This is a genomic window from Ktedonobacter racemifer DSM 44963 (assembly GCF_000178855.1).
GTDB lineage: Bacteria > Chloroflexota > Ktedonobacteria > Ktedonobacterales > Ktedonobacteraceae > Ktedonobacter > Ktedonobacter racemifer.
Genome location: NZ_ADVG01000005.1, coordinates 963240 through 980627, shown reverse-complemented (window position 1 = coordinate 980627; position 17388 = coordinate 963240). Strand labels below are relative to the sequence as shown.

Genomic DNA, 17388 nt, shown 5'->3' with positions numbered 1-17388 from the left:
TGTTGCTGGTATTGAACCTTATCAGAGCACCAGGATGCCAATGCCTATCTTGACGCCTTGGAAGAACGCTACCAGGCAACCTTGCGGAACGTATTGGACGGGTGGGACACCAACGACTTTGCCGAGATTGTGATGAAAAATGGCAAGGCCATGCTGGATCTCTCCATCACCTGGACTTGCAAGCTCCTAAAAAGCGGAATGGGCAGTTGCGCCCCTTGCGAACGACGCCTCCACTGTTCTAACGCGGCTGACGAGAGGCTTAGCGTTGTGGATATCCCTTACTCTCGGGCTTTTTGTGGGCTTAGCGTTGTGAATTCCTCCGGCGGGCCTAATAGGGGTATCGAGAAAAGCTTTCTTCTTTTGCCACCAATTGCTACAAAATGTTACCATCTCTTGCAATCTGTGAGCGCATCGACTATACTAGATCTATGAAGTTGTCGAGCTATGCCAAGAAGCTTGGAATCCATTACAATACGGCTTACCGGCTCTTTAAACGGGGGCAGATCAAAGGCTATCAACTGCCAACGGGCACGGTGATTATCGAAGAGCCTGTCGAAAAAGCAATGATGAATGATCCTGCTGACCAGCAGGTGGCCGTCTATGCGCGCGTGTCATCAAGTGAGAACAAAAAGAATCTCGACACCCAGGCCGAGCGGCTCATCACCTGGTGTAACGCTCAAGGCTGGTCGGTGGCCTCGGTGGTGAAAGAATGTGGCAGCGGCATTAACGACCAGCGTCCCAAGTTCTTGGCATTACTTTCCAATCCCCGGATTCACCGCATCGTCGTGGAACATAAGGATCGCGCGAGCCGCTTCGGCGTCACCTACATCCAGACCCTCCTTGCCATGCAAGGACGAGAGCTGGTGGTTGTCAACACGGCCGACACGGCCCAAGATGACTTGATGGGCGACTTTGTGGCGATTATCACCTCGTTTGCCGCTCGCCTCTATGGGCGCAGGCGAGCCAAACATAAAACGGAGCAAGTTCTGGCGGCCTTGAAGGAGAATGGGGGATGAGCGAAAAGCTGACCACGACGGGTGCTCTTGCAGACGGAACCCAAACGCGGTGGCACGGTGATCATCGCGGCTCTGGTGCGGAAAGGAGAGATCACGGTTTCTGATGAGCAAGAGAGAGGCCAAAGCCACAGCTGAAGAGAAGCAGAAGCGCAAAAGAAAGCGGAAGAAGAAGACAAAGCACACGCTGACCCGTGCGGTGACGCATATTCGGCTGCTTGAAGCCAATCCGGGGAAGCTGGCGGCCCTCGATGCGCTGATGGCCGTCTATCTGCCGCTGTGTCAGCAGTACACCACGCTGTTTGGCACCCGAGAGGAGAGCCCAGACAAATATACTGATCCCATCTTCGAGACGGAACTGTCTGAGCGCTTGCATCGCGTCGCCATGCAACAGGCGGCAGGCATTGCCAAATCGTGGCGAACCAACCGCACCAATGCCTACCAGGCCTATCTGGACGAGGTGGCTGATTACGCCGCTGCCCGTGCGAAAGCGGAAGCGGAAGGCAAGCGCTCCTCCTTCAAACGAAAAGAACCCGAATGGCAGGAATGGGATGTGCCTGTGCTGCGTGTGCCTGTCATGCAGGCCAACGCCAACGTGGTGGTCATCGAAAAATCCGAAGAGTCCACCTTCGACTACTGGCTCAGAATAAGTACGCTGGACAAGGGCAACCCTCTCCGGGTGCCGGTCAAACTCGCCTCTTATCACAAAAAAGCGATGGGAGGCAAAACGATCAATACCTCCACGACCCTGCAAAAGCGCAAGGGTGTCTGGTGGCTCACCCTCAGTTTTGATGAGGACATGCCTCCCAAGACTGAAGCCGGAGCCCCAGGTGTGGGCATCGATGTCGGCATCAAAAACTTTGTCACGACCTCAACGGGCAAGCACTACGGCACGTTTGCAGGGAAACTGGCGACCAAGCACAAACGTGATCGGGAAAAACGCCGGCGCAAGGACAAGTTACGGGCCTGCCTCAAAAAGAAGGGGGTCCCCAAGGAGAAGCTCCCTTCTAAAAGCTCAGCCTCAAGCCGACGGTTAGGTCGCCAGGTGCGGCAGGATATCAATCGCGCGATCAATCAAGCCCTCGATGACCATCCAGATGCCCGCATCATCTACGAGGACCTCAACGTCGCTTCGATGCGCTTCAAGGCCCGTTCGATGAACGCCTATCTCTATGCGTCCAACCTGGGCCATATCCCCAAGCAACTCGCCTGGGCAGCAGCCAAACGCAGGATGGCGTCACACACCGTGCGAGCGGCCTATTCTTCTCAGGAGTGTCCCGTCTGTCATTACGTGGACCGAGCCAACCGACCCGACCAGCAGACGTTCTGCTGTCAGGTCTGTGGCTATACCGATCACGCCGATCGCAAAGCCGCCGGGACACTGGCTTCTCGCTGGGCAGACAGGGAATTGGCAGCGTGCGCTGACCTCAAGCAGGTCAAGGCCCTTCTTCTGAGACGTCATGAGAAGTGGAAACAGGAAAACGCGCAAAGGATCACGAGGGCTGGTCCTCCTATCCAGTTGAGCTTCTGGGATCCCCCAGAGATGTTCCTGGATTCATCTCACGAGTGAAAATCTCTTGTTCAGAAGAGATACATCGGGTGCCCGTAGTGCATCCGCCCGCCCAGTCCGCTGTTTTGGTAAACGGGCGTAGGTCAGGTCAGGAAGACAGAGTGAAAACGCCAGGGAATGACGAAATCTGGGCCAAGGTAAGAGTTGGTCAAGGTTTCAGCAACTATATGAGTCATACTCCAACTGTGGGATGTGGTAAGCGGTACACGTAGCAGTCATTGCCATGAGTATCTCGGTGGCGTGCGTTGCGAACATAGCCGCAACTCTCCCAGAAAGCCTGGGCCGGAGTATTCTGTACCAGTACTCCCAGCCCAAGCTCAGTCACCTCCGAGGAGGAAAACAGGTAGTCTTTCAGCAGGGCAGCGACCTCGCGTCCATATCCGCGTCCCTGAAATTCGCGCCGAATAATCAGTAACGCAATCCAACCTACATTCGCTGAAGGATGAAAAGCTGTCTCAGCGACTCCAATAAGCCCTCCTTCTCGATCAGCAATGCGCCAGGTGGTTCCACCTGGCAATTCAGATGTTTCCTGAATATCGTCTCGCACCTGGGAAAGTGACATCATTCCGGATGGATACCCACTCCAACGGAGAAACTGCGCATCGCCATTAAAAGCCGGGAGGAGTTCCTCCGCTGACTCGGCACTTGCAAGGATAAGCGTAAGATTATTTCCTAAGATGTTCATGCCTAAGGCTCGCTCCCTTCCTCTGGTATGCGCCAATAGATGCCTTTCTCACGCGCCAGGAGCCGAGCGCCTACCAACTCACGGCGCCAGAATGCCCAGTCTGGGTGATGACGCTTAATGATCTCGTTGACTTCAGCTTCCTGGTAACGCATCCCGGACTCAAACCGGTTGGCGAACCACTTCAGAACGACGGCCCGCTTCTTCGTGTTCGTAGGAACAGCCTTCAAGCGCGCTCCATCAAACAGGTCTCGAATGACTCTCTTCTCCCACTCATCACCCTCGATATCATCAACCAACGAGGCCATTCTCTCCTGGGTGAGAAGCAGTTTATTAACCGCACTTAATGTGGAGGTGTTGAGGCGGTAGAAATGTGTATTTCCCTCGGCCTGCATCTCGACGAGGTTCAATGCCTTCAGTTTCGCCAGGTGGTGTGAAATGGTTGGGGGCTTTAAATTCAGGAGAGTCGCCAGCTCGTCCACACTGTATTCCTGATTGGCGAGCAGACCTAACATTTTGAGCCGATTCTCGTCTGCTAGCCCTTTGAAAAAATCGAGCATTCTCTGGAGCTCTTCCTGTCCCATCCTTCTCTCTCCTGTTATTTTGATATATATCGAATTAGCTAAGTAGAAGTATACTGAGATGCGAAAATTATGTCAAGAGAAGTGAAGACTAAAGGAAACTTCCATTTAAAGGGAACTGGCCTCGCCATGCCAGAGGCGTTGGAACTCAGGACAGGTTGCGAGCAGGTCGGTGTACGTTCCCTGTGCGATGAGTGTTCCGTCTTTGAGCACGAGGATAGTATCCGCGCGCTGGAGGAGGATGCGGCGCTGAGAGACAGCCAGGCAGGTGACGTCACGCCGCTCCGCGAGACGCTGCCAGAGTGTCTGCTCCGTCTCGACATCGAGCGCGCTGGAGAGATCATCAAAGAGCAAGAGGTCCGCGTTGTGGGCAAACATGCGTGCCGCTGCGACGCGTTGGACCTGGCCCCCGGAGAGACGTACCCCTCGGGGGCCGATGACTGTTTCGATCCCCTCATGCATAGCCAGCAGATCAGGGGTGAGCACGGCGTGATAGATAGCTTGTTCCACCTCCTCTTCGCTATAAGGTGGCACAAGGAGCAGGTTTTCGCGAATGCTCCCGCTGAACAGGCGTGGCTGCTGGGGAGTATAGGTGCTGTGAGGTGGCACAAGGAAGGCGGCCAGATCCTCAATAAGTGTTCCATTCCAGCGAACTATCCCCTCTTGCCTGGGTAGAAGGCCAAGAAGGACGCGTAAGAGCGTCGTTTTCCCCGAACCTATACCTCCAGTGATGACCGTGAGGGTACCGCGTCGCAGGCGAAAGCTCACATCCGTAATTCCGCGTTGGGCGTGGGGATACTGGTAGGACAGGTCTTCAACGTCCAACTGACGAAAGGATTGCTCTGCCATCCTGGCGACAGGCTTGATCTCGGGGAGCGCTCCATGCAGGTGCGTTTGCACAGGTGCGATCAGGGACGAGAGCGGTGCGCCCTGAAGGAAGGCACCCAGGCGCTCGAAGGAAACGCCAAGCTGGCGATAGCGCGCGATAAGCATTCCAAAGGTTGAGAAGCAGGCCATTAGAAGTTGGGCGTACACGACAAACAGGAGAAAGGTGCCGACGCTGAGCGTGCCACTGGCGATGACCTGAGCCGAAACGAGGATGATCAGGCCAGTCACCAGGTTGAGCATATTGCTCATAAAGGATTGCATGATCTCCCAGAAGACGCGCTCGCGGAGTGCGACGTGACGCCGCTGTGCATTGAGGCGACGAAAGTGCGCGATGATTGCTGTCTCCGCCGTGGCGACCTTAATGGCCTGGGCCGACTGAAAGATGTTGCCAATGCAGGTGGTTACCTCACTGGTGGTGGCCCGGCTGGCGTGACGGTAGCGCTGAACATGCGTCATCAGAACGCTATTGAGCAGAATGATGCCAGTAATCGGAAGCAACGAGACAAGCGTTATCAGAACATTGATGCGTAGCATGATCACGAGCGCGCCACAGATGAAGAGGATGCGCCCAAAGAAGACCGCCGACCAGATCATAAAAACGCCGATTTCTCGTGTATCGTCGCGCAAACGGCTCACGGCATCGCCACTGGAAAGGCTGAGCGCCTGGGTTGCGGGAAGCGTGAAGAGATGTAACAGGATGTTCTTTGTCAGCAGGGCAATCGCCTCCTGATCCATAAGCGGTTCAAGAAAGAAGATCAGCGGGCGCAATGCTGGCGAGACAAGTGAGACAAGCAACCACAGCAGGAGCGCACTCTCCCAGCGAAGCGGTGCTGTGCTGGCCACGTTATCAAAAAAAATTCTCAGTAATTCGCCCGCCAGCAAAGGCATCGCGAACGTGATTAGCCAGCAGGCGATGAGCGAGAGATAGACCTGGGGACGGAAGCGAAAGAGCGACCAGGTAAGATGCCATGTTTTCATCAGGCGAGAACCTCCTCCATGCCAGTGTGAAGCAGATGCGTAAAGTAGGAGTCAGGACATTGTTGCAGATGCTGACGCGCACCTTGCTCGCGGATATGGCCGTTTTCCAGAATCACCAGGTAGTCGGCCCGGCGTAGCGTTGCCAGGCGATGCGCGATAATAATCACTGTCCGGCCAACCAGCACTCTATCCAGGGCCTCTTCCAGTCGGCGCTCGCTGGCCAGGTCCAGGCGTGAAGATGCCTCGTCGAGAATGACAAGCGATGGGTCGCGCAGGAAGACACGGGCCAGGGTCAACAGTTGTGCTTCCCCGGCGGAGAGGCCCGTGTTACCATGAAGCAGGGTATCCAGGCCAGCAGGGAGGCTCTGATACCATTCGCTGAGATTCGTCTCACGCAGGGCATAGAGCAGGCGCTCATCAGGAATATGGGGATCGAAGAAGGTCAGATTATCGCGCAAGGAGGCATGGAAGAGTTGGATGTCCTGCGTGACCAGAGCGATAGAGCCACGTAGCGTGTGCAGGCGAAGCGAGCGCAGATTGAGTGGGATCGTATCGGAGCCACTGAGGTGAATATTCCCGCTCTGAGGATCATAGAGACGCAACAGGAGACGGGCGATGCTGGTCTTCCCACTGCCAGTGCGCCCAAGCAGACCAAGCACGCTCCCACCTGGAAGCGAAAAAGTGATATCTCGTAGGACCGGTTTGCCCATCTCATATGCAAAGGATACATCGGAGAGGGCGAGAGAGAGAGGCCCTGTGGGGAACTGCGCTACATTGCCATCATGTACCTGTGGGGTGCTAGTAAAGAGCGCGTTGACACGAGTGATGCTGGCGCTGGCATCCTGGAGATTGCGTAATTGATCGAGGAGTTCAAGTAAAGGCGCCTGCAAGAGTTGGGTATAGTAGAAGAGCATGACCAGCGTGCCTGTGCTCGACCATCTCAGGCCAAAGAGGTATGCACCCAGCCCCAGGGCCAGAAACGTGCCGCCAACCAGGGCGAGCGAGGTCACACCAACCTTGAGACCATCAAACAGCCCCAGGAACTGGATTGTGCGTAGCCAACTGCGCATCCGTTCATAAAACCCCTGTAATATAGACGTGGTCGCGCCCAAAGAACTGATATCCTCAAGGCAGGACAAACGTTCCTCAAGATACCCATAGAGTTGAGCTTGCTGCTCTTTATGTGCCAGGCTGTGCGCGATGGCGAGGTTGCGCGTACGTTGCAAAATGAAGAGTGCGAGTAGGGTATAGAGTGCAAGGCCCAGACCTAGCCGCCAATCCACAAAGCAGAGCATAAGCAGGATGCCAAGGAGCAGCAGCAGGTTCCCAAGGACGCGTATGACGAACTGTGAGAAGAAATTCGCCAGGCTGGTCACGTCGCCATCGAGGCGCGAGATCATCTCGCCGGGACTATGCGCGTTGTGAAAGGGCATATCCAGCTGCAGGCAATGCTCGGCCAGGTCCTCACGCAGGCTATTGGTGGCCCGCCAGGCCACGCTCTCACTCAGATAGGTTGCCAGCACCGAAAGCCCCTGTGAGGCTAACCCGACGAGCAGAAAGAGCAGACCGAGCAGGCTCAGGATGGAGAGAGGTGCTTTATGTACCGCCCCATCGAGAAAGAGTTGCAGGACACGTGGGTTCAGGAGTTGCAGGCCAATCGTGAGGAAGAGCAAGAACGCGAGTAGGCGTACGTGTGTGCGCTGGTGAGCGAGATAGGTACGCAGCAAACGAACGTAGATCCGAAGTGGTATATGCATGCGCATCTCCTTTGATCAGATGAAAAGAAAAAGTGGAGAGTGCAGAGGGGCGTCAGCCCCTCTGCACTCCCTTTCCCGTGCCGCCGCTGGTGGCATGAATACCTTTCAAACAAACCTTCACAGAGCAATAGGGAGAAACAGAAGACGTGCAGAGCATACCCTAGAAAAGACGAAAAAAACATCGACACAATGGACGATGTGCATTTGTTGACACATGCAGTATAATGGTGGGGAGGAATACAGTTCTAGAATGCTTAGTCCCACTGTTGTCCATTAACAGGTAGTAGAATAAAGACAACTTTCTACATTATTTTTTGAATCCCCACCGCTTTTCTGAGTAAGAAAGGGAGATTATGTACTAGATGTCATGCGTATTGCCATTATTTCCGATATCCACGGGAACTGTCTTGCGTTTGATGCTGTCCTGGAGGATATTCGTCGGCATTCTATTGATCAGATTGTTTGCCTGGGAGATGCTATCCAGGGAGGACCTCAGCCAACCGAGACGCTCCAACGTTTGCGCGAGTTGGCTTGTCCGGTGGTTATGGGCAACGCGGATGCCTGGCTGCTCACAGGAGAAGAAACCAGCCCGCATGAACAGGTCTCTTCTCAACAGATGGCTGTCAGGGAGTGGTCCCTGGCGCAATTATCAGAGGATGATCGGGTATTTATCGGCCAGTTCGCCCCCACCGTGGAGATCGCGCTGGAGGCTGACAAAAAACTGCTCTGTTTTCATGGCTCTCCTCGTTCGTTTGACGATCTTATTTTGCCGAATACCTCTGAAAAGGGCCGCCGCAAAACCTCCTGGGAGGTTTTGCGGCGGCCCTTTTCAGCGGAGGACATACCCATACCCAGCAATTGAGGCGGCTGGGAGATGCCTGGTATGTCAATCCTGGTAGCGTTGGTCTGGCTTATAACTGGACACTTCCGGCTGACACCTTTCATGCCGATCCCTGGGCTGAGTATGCGATTGTCACCTCTGAAGGCGGGCGGAACAATATAGAATTTCTTCACGTTCCATTTGACGTCAGGAGCCTTATCGAGCTTATCAAGGCCAGCGGCAGACCTCATCCCGAAACATTTCTGGCGTTGTACCAGGCGAAAGCATAGCAGATCGAAGGATGCTATTCCCCTACGCACGGAAAGTCGGAAGCTTACGCTGGTTTCCTTGTCGTGAGAAAGCGGATGATATGCTGAGCGATCACATCTCCATCTTCTTCAAGCGCAAAGTGACCAGTGTCCAATAGATCTACCTCACTTTGTGGTAGATCTTGTTTAAATGCCTCTGCGCCATCAGGTCCAAAGATGGGATCATTCTTACCCCAGACGGCCAACAGTGGTGGTTGGTAGCGCCGGAAGTACTCATGCCATTGTGGATAGCTCTCTGGATTGGTACGATAGTCCTCAAAGAGGGCCAGTTGTATTTCTGCATTGCCTGGGCGATTGAGTCCCAACTGGTCAAGCGTCCAGGCATCGGGGCTGATATGGTCTTTCTGACGCACCCCATGGGTATATTGCCAGATGGTTGACTCCTGTGTCAACAAGTTTCGTATAGGTTTCTCTGTTTCAGCGTTGCGATTGGACCAGAACGGTCGCGCCGCGTCCCAAAAGGAGGTAAACCCTTCTTGATAGGCATTGCCGTTCTGACTGATAATCCCCTCAATCATCTCTGGATGCTTCACTGCCAGGCGAAATCCCACGGGAGCACCATAATCCTGGACATAGATACTGAAGAAGGGAAGCTTGAGCGCACTTACAACCTTTTCTATGATCTCTTCCAGGTGATCGAATGTGTAGGTGAATTGCTCAACACTTGGACACTCGCTATATCCATATCCTGGATAATCTGGTGCCACGACATGGAAATGTTCGGCGAGTGTTGGAAGAAGGTTGCGAAACATGTGTGAGGAAGAAGGAAATCCATGCAGCAAAATAATTGTTTGTGCATGTTGTGTTCCTGCTTCACGATAAAATACTTTGACACCATCAATTGGTATGTTTCGATAATAGATGGTTGCCATCGATGTATCCCTTTCATAGATGGTAAGCAGAAAAAGAGTGTTACCTCAGGTATCCTTTTGTCCAGGTGGAAGCTGTCGTCCCTCTATATCTAGGACTTGAGGAAGGAGAGTAGGTCAGTATTGAGTTGCTCCTTATGTGTGTTGGGGAGGCCATGGGGGGCTCCTGGATAGATCTTCAGGGTAGCATCTTTGACGATCTTCGAGGAGAGCCGAGCCGAGTCGTCAATGGGCACAATCTGATCGTCGTCACCGTGAATGATCAGCGTTGGAACGTCGAAGCGCTTGAGGTCTTCTGTGAGGTCTGTCTCGGAGAAAACTTTGATGCAGTCATAGGCACCTTTGAGGCCAGCCTGCATTGACCATAACCAGAACATATCTCGAATGCCTTGAGATACCTGGGAGCCTGGTCTGTTCGCACCGTAGAAGGAGGCACTGAGATCCTTGTAGAATTGTGAGCGATCCTGAAGGACGCCAGCGCGGATCTGGTCAAAGACCTCAATAGGCAGCCCACCCGGATTGGTTGCTGTTTTGAGCATGAGTGGAGGTATTGCGTCTACGAGCACGACCCTGGCGACTCGCGAGGTTCCATGACGACCAATGTAGCGAGTCACCTCTCCTCCACCAGTCGAATGACCAACCAGCGTAACGCTGGAGAGGTCAAGCGTTTCAATGAGCGCTGCGAGATCATCGGCGTATGTGTCCATGTCATTGCCCTTCCAGGGCTGACTGGATCGACCATGGCCTCGACGATCATGAGCAATTACGCGATAGCCGTTGGAGGCGATAAAGAGCAGTTGATCGTCCCAGGCGTCGGCGTTCAGTGGCCAGCCATGGCTGAAGACAACAGGGGGTCCCGATCCCCAATCCTTGTAATAGATTGTTGTGCCGTCTTTTACGGTGATCGTGCCCATGGTATACTCTGCTCCTTTCAGGGACAACTAATGCCACACTGTTGCGATTTGACTGCGGCATTGTGGTACAGCAGCGTTGACACCTCGCTATCAGAGCGTCTTCTGAAGAGACTTTCTTCGCCGCTTTTTCTTCTCGCCATAACTGTATCTGCATCCATTTTTCAATATATACTTGAGCTGCAATCGCAATTGATCTACTCTATACAAAGTGCAGAGGGCCGCTCCTAACGACCCCCTGCACTTTGTATTGCGGGACAGGGTCTGATGTCTTCGGACGGTGCCAGCTCTCTGATCAATTGAATAGCCTCCTCGCCCGAACCTGCCTCCCCACCACCTCAATATTGCCTACCTCATCGCGAGCGTGATCATGGATGGTCATCTGAAATTCTCCCCAGCTCCACTCTTTTGTTGCCTGAGCGATACGACGCAAGCGACGGGTAAGATTATGCGAGATAAGCATGTCGGCGCTTGTGCCCAGGGCGGTAGATAAGAAGATGAAGTAAAAGCCCGCGGGCTGCCAGTAATTCCATAATGTAGAAATGACCTGTTGTAGTTGTATGGTACGTGTGCTTTGCGTGACGACGGGACCATTGATCACGACGAGGAGTGTGACTGTTGCCTGCTTGCCGTGGCCCTGTATGGAGACGGCGATAAGAGACTCGCCAGTTGGAAGGCTATGAATGACCTGGGTTGAAGAACGATTGGGGCTGGTTATTTCGCGTATCGTGCGCCGCGTCATTTCGTAGGATTGCAGCGTGGTGAGCTTCTGCTGCGTTTGTTGCGCGCACTTTTGCGTGCCCAGAGAAAGCAATTGGGAGCTTGCGTAAGATGTTGAAGTGAGAGGCTGTCCAGCTTGATTGAGAAAGGAGGGTGGCGATTTTGCGCACCGAGAGTCCCAGTTTGAGGAGATCCTGAAAGACATTGGCCACTGCTTCCTTCCCAGCCAGGCCACGCTGCAGTGAGCCTCTTGCTCTCATCCGCTATGCTCGTAGTAGTAATCGTTGCACTTGTGAAATGCTCAACAAGAGTGTCATTCAGGCGACCTTTCCGGTCTGCGTGATCATACTTTTTCCCTTCGTGCGCGAGACCCAGGACGTCTGGAGGCCGTGTCCCACAGGAAACTCACGAACACATAAAGGAAGAGCCGATGACACACGCACACCTTCCACCACCTCCTGCACCGTCAGGCCCCATCCAGGTGGTGGTTGATCTCAACCGGTGCCAGGCCTATGCCCAGTGTTGTTTTTTTGCCCCCAGCGTCTTCAAGCTGCATGGGGAGGAAGCGCTCTGGTACGATCCAGCGCCAGACGCCTCGCAGCGTGAGCAAGTGCTGCGCGCGGCAGCGGCGTGTCCCGTTCAGGCCATCTTCGTCGAATGGCGAGACGGCAGCGAACCGCAGATCAGGAAGCCAGTGCCGTATGAGTAGCCAGAGAAAGGGGGCAGCGATCCAAGACCTCGGTCGCATCGTGATTGTGGGCGCTTCGCTCGCCGGACTCCGTGCAGCGGAAACCCTGCGCGCTGAGGGCTTTACCGGACTCCTGACCCTCATTGGCGATGAGCCGTATCTTCCCTATGATCGTCCTCCGCTCTCCAAGGCCGTGCTGACGGGCTGGGTACCGGCAGCGCATACCAGGTTGCCTCGGCGCGAGACCGTGGTCGATGTCGAGTGGCGGCTGGGCGTGGCGGCTGTGGGTCTGGATCTGCCTGCCAAACAGGTCCGCCTAGCTGATGGACACACAGTCGAGTTTGACCGTCTCCTCATCGCCACTGGCACGCGGGCACGACCCTGGGCCAACCAGGCTGAGGCGAAGCTTGAGGGCGTCTTCACCTTGCGCGGACGCGATGATGCTCAGCGCCTAGCGCAGCGCCTGGCCGCCAAACCACGTCGGGTGCTCGTGGTCGGGGGTGGGTTCACCGGGTCGGAGATTGCCTCCGCCTGCTGCGAGCTGGGTCTGCCGGTCACGGTGGTCGAACGTGGGGCCGCTCCGCTGGTGGGAGCGCTTGGGGGCGTGATTGCCGAGCGTGTTGCCACATTGCAGCGCCAGCACGGGGTGGATCTGCGCTGTCAGGTGACCGTCACCGGTCTTTCGGGAGATACGCAGGGACGGGTGCGCCGCGCTCATCTCTCAGATGGCAGCACCCTCGACACTGAGGTGGCAGTGGTTGCCCTAGGGGCGATCCGCAATACGGAATGGCTGCGTGATTCCGGGCTCGCCGCAGGGACGTTTGGGGTGGGCTGTGACGCTGGGTGCCGTGCCTATGATATCAATGCCATTGTCACCGATGATATCTTTGTCGCTGGCGATGTCGCGCGATTCCCCCATCCCCTCTACCACTACCAGTTCTTGTCACTGGAACATTGGGGCAATGCGGTCGAGCAGGCCACCGTCGCCGCGCATAATATGGTCTGTGCCCCCACTGCTCGCCGCCCGCACGTGGCCGTTCCGGCCTTCTGGTCCAGCCAGTTTGGGGTTAACATCAAGTCGGTGGGGGTCCCCTCGGCTGCCGAGGAAGTAGTGATCACGCAGGGGGATCTGGCCTCAGCCAGCTTTGTCGCCGCCTATGGAAAAGCGGGGCAACTGGTCGCTGCCGTGACGTTCAATCACGCCAAGTGGGTCGAGTTTTATCAGCGCTTGATCGAGCAAGCCGCTCCGTTCCCCCCCAAGATGCCCGGCGTTGAACTGCCCGCGCTAAGCTGCCCGGTCCCAGCTGCCTTTCCCGATCCGCGGGTCCCGACCCATGATGCGACGGTGATCTTGACCGGGTACGATCCCAATGAACGGCGGGTGCAGTGGGTTTACCGGCACCGCTCCCCATGAACAGCAGACGCACACGAGTGCGTAGGAAGGAGAGAGAGCAACCATGTCCCAGGAGACCATCCTACGAGAGATCTACGACGCTGCCAATCGTGCGAATCCCTACCCGCTGTGGGCCCAATTGCGCCAGACACCGGTGTGCTGGCAGGAAGATGGCCCCGACGAGAGGGGGACGTATGTCGTGAGTACCTATCGCGAGATCGAGGCGTTGCTGCATGACCCGCGCATCAGTTCCGATTTGAGAAACTGTGCACAAACCGGGGGACGACCACGGACCACCATGGATCCGTATCGGTTTATCAACTTGGACCCCCCGGAGCACGACCGCCTGCGTCGTCTGGCGATGTGCCACTTTGGTCCGCCAGAACGCTCGGAGTATCTGGAGCAACTGCGTCCCGAGATGCTACGCATCGTCACCATGCTCCTCGATCAAGTGCGAGGCCAGCGCCAGATCGATTTCGTTGAGCGCTTTGCCTATCCCCTGCCGGTGACGGTGATTTGTCGGATCCTGGGCGTGCCACGGGAAGATGAACCCCAGTTTCACGTGTGGGCCGAGGCAATCGTGGCAAATGCGTCAGGATCGAGCAAAGAGCAACGCCGACAGCTGGAACAGGCCCAGAGCGATCTGAACCAGTATATGGCCGAGCTGGTCGAGCGTCACCGCGAGCTTCCGGGTGACGATATGCTCTCCAGGATGGCGACCGATACCGGCCCTGAAGGGCGGATGGCAGACTCCTACCTCGTGGCGACCGCCGCGCTGCTACTGGTCGCCGGTCATGAGACCACCGTGAATCTGCTTGGCAATGGGATGCTCACGCTGCTGCGGCATCCGACGATGTTTGACCGCCTGCGTGACGCCCCGGACCTGATCCCGGCCACCGTGGAGGAACTCCTGCGCTATGAGCCGCCAGTCCAGTTCTTAGTCAGTCGGACCACCCTGGACGAGATTGCTCTGGCTGGGACGACGATTCCCAAAGGGGTGCGGGTCACGCTGGCCCTGGCCGCGGGCAACCGTGACCCGGCGCGGTTCCCGGATCCAGATCGCTTTGATCCCGAGCGGCGCGATAATGAACACCTGGGGTTTGGCAGTGGCATCCATATTTGCTTTGGAGCGCCGCTGGCACGCATAGAGACCCAGATCGCTTTGACTGAACTCGTGCGGCGGCTGGAGAAGCCGCGTCTGGTCGTGGACCCCCCACCCTACCGTCCGAGTCCCTCCCTGCGAGGTCCAGAGCATCTGCTGATCAAAGTCGATGGGGTCGCGAAAGCTAGGAGCATCTAGCTTCCCTACACGCAGCGACGACAGCGGGGAAAGGAATGTCCTCTTTCGAATAAGACGTTCCAAAACACATGGAAAATAACGGTCGTTAACGCTTTCCACACCCTCCTTGACCATAACTATCGAGCGTCTTGAGAGAGTGCTTTAGCTCACGGACTCCTGGGGAGTTTCCTCTCCTTCTCCTTTCAAACGCAGAGGGCGAAACAGCGACAGGCGCAAGAGAGGGAAGAGCGCTGGGCCTGGGTGGAACTGGCTCGTACACAGTAGCTCGGATGTACGGTGATGTTTCGACTATCATGCTCTTTCAGGGCATATCTATAGGCTCTTCTTTCGATGTGCTCGTCTCTTCAAGTTCATCGCTGAGATAGTGCTGGCAGACGGAACCGACAATCTTGATGAGCTGCTCGTCAGGGATCGCGCTCAGGGCCTCGGTGTGTAGCAAACTACTCATAATATTGACGCCAATGAGTTGTGACAAGGCCAGTTCGGCGCGTAGATGCCCATCGGGACCGCCAACCTGCTCCTCGATAGGCCGCAGGAATTGTTCGTTTCTCATCATCAATCATACCATAGTCAACAGATGTTGACATAAGCAGATGAGGTGGTTTATAGTGTTTTTAGTAAGTCAACAGGTGTTGACAAATGGAGAGAGTCGGGCTTGAGTGCCCGTAGAAGGGCGAATATGTGTGTACTGGGTTGCACTTGTTTTGCAGGTATTATTGGGGCTGGCATTCTTCGCGTCTGGCTACCCGAAGGTGACGCGTAGTAAGCAGATGGTGGAGAGCTTTCAGAAGAACCATTTTCCTGTCTGGTTCTTGGTCCTGACCGGTGCGCTTGAAATTGTGGCGACCCTGGGCTTGATTGTGGGCATCTGGGTGCCTATTATGGCGACATTGGGCGCAGCGCTCCTGGTCTGTGTCATGTTGAGTGCGGTCCTGACGCATATTCGTAGGAAGGACGCGATCTCCCATATAGCTCCAGCGGCGGTCTTGCTCTTACTGGGGGTTGTCCTGCTGGCCATTCATCACCCCCTGGCATAAGTCTGGTGCTGAGGACGTTGTGGCCGTGGGTGGCTGTGCTGGTTTTGTAGGTTGATTCCTTGCTGCTTGCCTGTAGAAACTTGAGCGTCACCCAGATTTGTGGAGATCCTGAAGTGGGTTATCTCAACGATGGTGTAAAGGCTTGTTCATAGACAAGCGGACTCACGTACCGTAACGTGGAATGCAGACGTATTGGGTTGTAAAAGCACTCCAGGTATTCGAAAATGGTGACTCTGGCCTGCTCTTGAGTGGCGAAGTGGGTACAATTCACGCATTCACTCTTGAGTGTGTCGAAGAAGGACTCCATGGCCGCGTTATCGTAGCAATTGGCTGTGGGGCTCATGCTCACCTCAATGCCCTGGGCCGCAAGCAATGCCTGGTAGCCCTGACTGCTGTATTCGCTGCCTCGGTCAGAATGGTGAAGCAGACCAGGTTGCGGATGTCGGCGAGTCAGCGCCATGTGCAACGCGAGCGTGACCAGGTGCTCATTTTCGTTTGGGGCCGTGGTATCTGATGTCCACTGCAGGAAAGGCGTTGGGGCCGTGTTCTTCCAACTCCTTGCGCCAGGTGGAGAGGGTGCTGTCCGCCACACCCAAGTCGCGGGCAATTTGCGCCTGTGACTTCTGACCTGCTTGGACCAGGTGGACCGCTTCCACCTTAAATTCTTTCGGATACTTTTTTTGCTCTTTTGCCATGATGCTCACGCTCCTTTGGGAAGCTCTCTCTTTCGAGTTTACTCCCTCCAAAAGGTGGGCCATGGTTATGGTACGTGAGGCAGATGTGCCGGATGTGCCTTCTGGCTCACGCACCAGCGCTTTCCCTGGCGGCTTCCCTCAGCCGTTGCACGTCGCGCATCGGTGGGACGCCGAAGAGGCTTTTGTATTCCCGATTGAAGTGGGAGGCGTCGTTGTACCCCACGCGATAGGCAGCACTCGCCGCGTCGAGGTCTTCGTTCAGCATCAGACGGCGGGCCTCCTGCAGCCGCAGTCGCTTCTGGAATTGCATGGGACTCATCGCTGTGACGGCCTTGAAGTGGGAGTGCAGCCCCGAGACGCTCATGCCGAGCTCTTGTGCGATCTGCTCGACGTGAAGTGGCTGGTCGAAGTCCTGGCGGAGTCGCTTAACCGCTCTTGCGATGTGGGGAGTGTAGCCCCCTTGGATAGCAAGATAACGGAGTCGACCACCCTGCTCTCCCATCAGGAGCCAGTACATAATTTCCCGCGTGATCAGTGGCAGGAGGACCCGCGCTTCGGCAGGAGCATCCAGGAGCCTCGTGAGCCGCACGAAGGCGTCCAGCAGGTTTCCATCCAAAGGGCTGACAGCGATGGCTCTCGCATCTGCACGGCCTGGAGAAGAAGCGTGACCGGCCTCAACCATGACCGAACTGACGAGGGTGGGGTCCAGTTCCAGGCGGAGACCGAGGTAGGGCCGCTCCTTCGACGCTTCGAGAACCTGACTGACGCGAGGCAACTCGACAGTGGCGAGCAGATACTGTGAGGGGTCGTACCGGTAGCGACTGTTACCCAGAAGGACCTCCTTGCTGCCCTGGGCAATGACACACAAGGATGGCTCGACCACGCTGTGAACCGGCACTAGGGGCACGGAGCGGCGGGACAGGTGAAGCCCTTGGAGTGGCTGGGTCACCCCATCTTTGCGGATGGCCCACCCGATCCGTTCAACCAGTTCCTCGCGATTGGCTTGCGCCCGCTGAGCTTCGCGTTCGATCTGCTGGTGATGTATCACATACATAGGAAACCTCCTCACGTGTTTCTCTCATCTTGAAAATTTGTAGAATTATACAATCATTCTCGACAATTATTCTATCAGCTTGTCATCAAGGGTGTCTATAATA

18 protein-coding genes and 1 pseudogene are annotated in these 17388 nt (G+C 55.6%); 8 read left to right on the top strand and 11 right to left on the bottom strand.

What is annotated here, in order from left to right:
* The first annotated feature begins 428 nt into the window (after positions 1 to 428).
* Both KRAC_RS58320 and KRAC_RS58315 read left to right on the top strand, forming a co-directional pair.
* Positions 429 to 1016, top strand: coding sequence for an IS607 family transposase (locus tag KRAC_RS58320; RefSeq protein ID WP_040448862.1), 588 nt, complete (start codon positions 429 to 431; stop codon positions 1014 to 1016).
* A 103-nt stretch (positions 1017 to 1119) separates the two neighbouring features.
* Complete coding sequence (locus KRAC_RS58315) at positions 1120 to 2583, top strand: RNA-guided endonuclease TnpB family protein (RefSeq protein ID WP_007923109.1); 1464 nt, start codon at positions 1120 to 1122, stop codon at positions 2581 to 2583.
* A 172-nt stretch (positions 2584 to 2755) separates the two neighbouring features.
* Here the strand turns inward: KRAC_RS58315 and KRAC_RS64750 are convergent, their stop codons facing one another.
* From KRAC_RS64750 to KRAC_RS58295, 4 genes are all read right to left on the bottom strand, one after another.
* Positions 2756 to 3268 (bottom strand): GNAT family N-acetyltransferase, encoded by a 513-nt coding sequence (locus KRAC_RS64750; protein WP_007923108.1) that lies wholly within the window; start codon positions 3266 to 3268, stop codon positions 2756 to 2758.
* Between the two features lie 2 nt (positions 3269 to 3270).
* Positions 3271 to 3849, bottom strand: coding sequence for a DUF2087 domain-containing protein (locus tag KRAC_RS58305; protein WP_007923107.1), 579 nt, complete (start codon positions 3847 to 3849; stop codon positions 3271 to 3273).
* Between the two features lie 105 nt (positions 3850 to 3954).
* Positions 3955 to 5712, bottom strand: a complete 1758-nt coding sequence (locus KRAC_RS58300; protein WP_007923099.1) for an ABC transporter ATP-binding protein — start codon at positions 5710 to 5712, stop codon at positions 3955 to 3957.
* Positions 5712 to 7469 (bottom strand): ABC transporter ATP-binding protein, encoded by a 1758-nt coding sequence (locus tag KRAC_RS58295; RefSeq protein WP_007923096.1) that lies wholly within the window; start codon positions 7467 to 7469, stop codon positions 5712 to 5714. The genes KRAC_RS58300 and KRAC_RS58295 overlap by 1 nt, the downstream gene beginning before the upstream one ends.
* A 367-nt stretch (positions 7470 to 7836) precedes the next feature.
* On the opposite strand from KRAC_RS58295, the gene KRAC_RS58290 reads away from it, so the two are divergent.
* Both KRAC_RS58290 and KRAC_RS58285 read left to right on the top strand, forming a co-directional pair.
* Positions 7837 to 8331: a metallophosphoesterase family protein gene (locus KRAC_RS58290; RefSeq protein WP_007923094.1), complete on the top strand. Its 495-nt coding sequence runs from the start codon at positions 7837 to 7839 to the stop codon at positions 8329 to 8331.
* Positions 8328 to 8579, top strand: a complete 252-nt coding sequence (locus KRAC_RS58285; protein ID WP_007923093.1) for a hypothetical protein — start codon at positions 8328 to 8330, stop codon at positions 8577 to 8579. The genes KRAC_RS58290 and KRAC_RS58285 overlap by 4 nt, the downstream gene beginning before the upstream one ends.
* A 44-nt stretch (positions 8580 to 8623) precedes the next feature.
* Here KRAC_RS58285 and KRAC_RS58280 read toward each other — a convergent pair whose 3' ends face one another.
* The 3 genes from KRAC_RS58280 to KRAC_RS58270 all read right to left on the bottom strand — a co-directional run bounded on the left by KRAC_RS58280 (position 8624) and on the right by KRAC_RS58270 (position 11323).
* Positions 8624 to 9490, bottom strand: a complete 867-nt coding sequence (locus KRAC_RS58280; RefSeq protein ID WP_007923091.1) for an alpha/beta fold hydrolase — start codon at positions 9488 to 9490, stop codon at positions 8624 to 8626.
* 89 nt (positions 9491 to 9579) lie between these two features.
* The gene (locus KRAC_RS58275) at positions 9580 to 10401 is read right to left on the bottom strand and encodes an alpha/beta fold hydrolase (protein WP_007923090.1); all 822 of its coding nucleotides are present in this window, start codon (positions 10399 to 10401) and stop codon (positions 9580 to 9582) included.
* A 292-nt stretch (positions 10402 to 10693) separates the two neighbouring features.
* Entirely contained in the window at positions 10694 to 11323 is a 630-nt protein-coding gene (locus KRAC_RS58270; RefSeq protein ID WP_007923089.1) for a HAMP domain-containing protein, read from the bottom strand.
* 225 nt (positions 11324 to 11548) lie between these two features.
* Here KRAC_RS58270 and KRAC_RS58265 point away from each other — a divergent pair, with 225 nt between their 5' ends.
* Genes KRAC_RS58265 through KRAC_RS58255 form a run of 3 tightly spaced genes read left to right on the top strand, consistent with a single transcriptional unit; the run spans position 11549 to position 14499 of the window.
* On the top strand, positions 11549 to 11827 hold the full coding sequence (locus KRAC_RS58265; protein WP_007923088.1) for a ferredoxin: 279 nt from the start codon (positions 11549 to 11551) through the stop codon (positions 11825 to 11827).
* A complete protein-coding gene (locus KRAC_RS58260) occupies positions 11820 to 13220 on the top strand; it encodes an NAD(P)/FAD-dependent oxidoreductase (protein WP_007923087.1) in 1401 nt (466 codons plus the stop codon). The genes KRAC_RS58265 and KRAC_RS58260 overlap by 8 nt, the downstream gene beginning before the upstream one ends.
* Positions 13221 to 13263: 43 nt before the next feature.
* Positions 13264 to 14499: a cytochrome P450 gene (locus KRAC_RS58255; RefSeq protein ID WP_007923086.1), complete on the top strand. Its 1236-nt coding sequence runs from the start codon at positions 13264 to 13266 to the stop codon at positions 14497 to 14499.
* A gap of 301 nt (positions 14500 to 14800) precedes the next feature.
* Here the strand turns inward: KRAC_RS58255 and KRAC_RS58250 are convergent, their stop codons facing one another.
* Positions 14801 to 15055: a TetR/AcrR family transcriptional regulator gene (locus tag KRAC_RS58250; RefSeq protein WP_007923085.1), complete on the bottom strand. Its 255-nt coding sequence runs from the start codon at positions 15053 to 15055 to the stop codon at positions 14801 to 14803.
* 127 nt (positions 15056 to 15182) lie between these two features.
* Here KRAC_RS58250 and KRAC_RS58245 point away from each other — a divergent pair, with 127 nt between their 5' ends.
* Entirely contained in the window at positions 15183 to 15536 is a 354-nt protein-coding gene (locus KRAC_RS58245) for a DoxX family protein (RefSeq protein ID WP_007923084.1), read from the top strand.
* A 118-nt stretch (positions 15537 to 15654) separates the two neighbouring features.
* Here KRAC_RS58245 and KRAC_RS80685 read toward each other — a convergent pair.
* The 3 genes and pseudogenes from KRAC_RS80685 to KRAC_RS58230 all read right to left on the bottom strand — a co-directional run.
* Positions 15655 to 16026: pseudogene (locus KRAC_RS80685) on the bottom strand (transposase); the annotation flags it as partial.
* The gene (locus KRAC_RS73435; protein ID WP_040448602.1) at positions 16022 to 16231 is read right to left on the bottom strand and encodes a transposase; all 210 of its coding nucleotides are present in this window, start codon (positions 16229 to 16231) and stop codon (positions 16022 to 16024) included. The pseudogene KRAC_RS80685 and the gene KRAC_RS73435, both read right to left, overlap by 5 nt.
* A gap of 106 nt (positions 16232 to 16337) precedes the next feature.
* Entirely contained in the window at positions 16338 to 17285 is a 948-nt protein-coding gene (locus tag KRAC_RS58230) for an AraC family transcriptional regulator (protein WP_007923083.1), read from the bottom strand.
* Between the last annotated feature and the right edge of the window lie 103 nt (positions 17286 to 17388).